The organism is Ihuprevotella massiliensis (genome assembly GCA_900095835.1).
Lineage (GTDB): Bacteria > Bacteroidota > Bacteroidia > Bacteroidales > Bacteroidaceae > Alloprevotella > Alloprevotella massiliensis.
Genome location: LT608316.1, coordinates 1 through 807, shown reverse-complemented (window position 1 = coordinate 807; position 807 = coordinate 1). Strand labels below are relative to the sequence as shown.

Below are 807 nucleotides of genomic sequence, written 5' to 3'. Positions count from 1 at the left end.
GTCACTCTTAGTTCAAGCCCGGGTAAGGTTCCTCGCGTATCATCGAATTAAACCACATGTTCCTCCGCTTGTGCGGGCCCCCGTCAATTCCTTTGAGTTTCACCGTTGCCGGCGTACTCCCCAGGTGGTATACTTAATGCTTTCGCTTGGCGGCTTACATTATATCGCAAACCGCGAGTATACATCGTTTACTGTGTGGACTACCAGGGTATCTAATCCTGTTTGATACCCACACTTTCGAGCCTCAGCGTCAGTTGCAGCCCGGACACCTGCCTTCGCGATCGGAGTTCATCGTGATATCTAAGCATTTCACCGCTACACCACGAGTTCCAGCATCCCTGTCTGCACTCAAGACTACCAGTTTCAATGGCTAACGATGGTTGAGCCACCGTCTTTCACCACTGACTTAATAATCCGCCTACGCTCCCTTTAAACCCAATAAATCCGGATAACGCCTGGACCTTCCGTATTACCGCGGCTGCTGGCACGGAATTAGCCGGTCCTTTTTCTGAAGGTACATACAATAGAGGACACGTCCTCTTTTTTATTCCCAACTAAAAGCAGTTTACAACCCGGAGGGCCGTCATCCTGCACGCTACTTGGCTGGTTCAGACTTGCGTCCATTGACCAATATTCCTCACTGCTGCCTCCCGTAGGAGTCTGGACCGTGTCTCAGTTCCAGTGTGGGGGACCTTCCTCTCAGAACCCCTACCGATCGAAGGCTAGGTGGGCCGTTACCCCGCCTACTACCTAATCGGACGCATCACCATCTCATACCGATAAATCTTTGGTTATATCACCATGCGG

Annotated in this window: 1 rRNA gene; it reads right to left on the bottom strand. The window is 51.3% G+C overall.

Features of this window, described 5'->3' with window-relative positions:
• Positions 1 to 807 (bottom strand): 16S ribosomal RNA (locus tag BQ2633_RS00005); the annotation flags it as partial.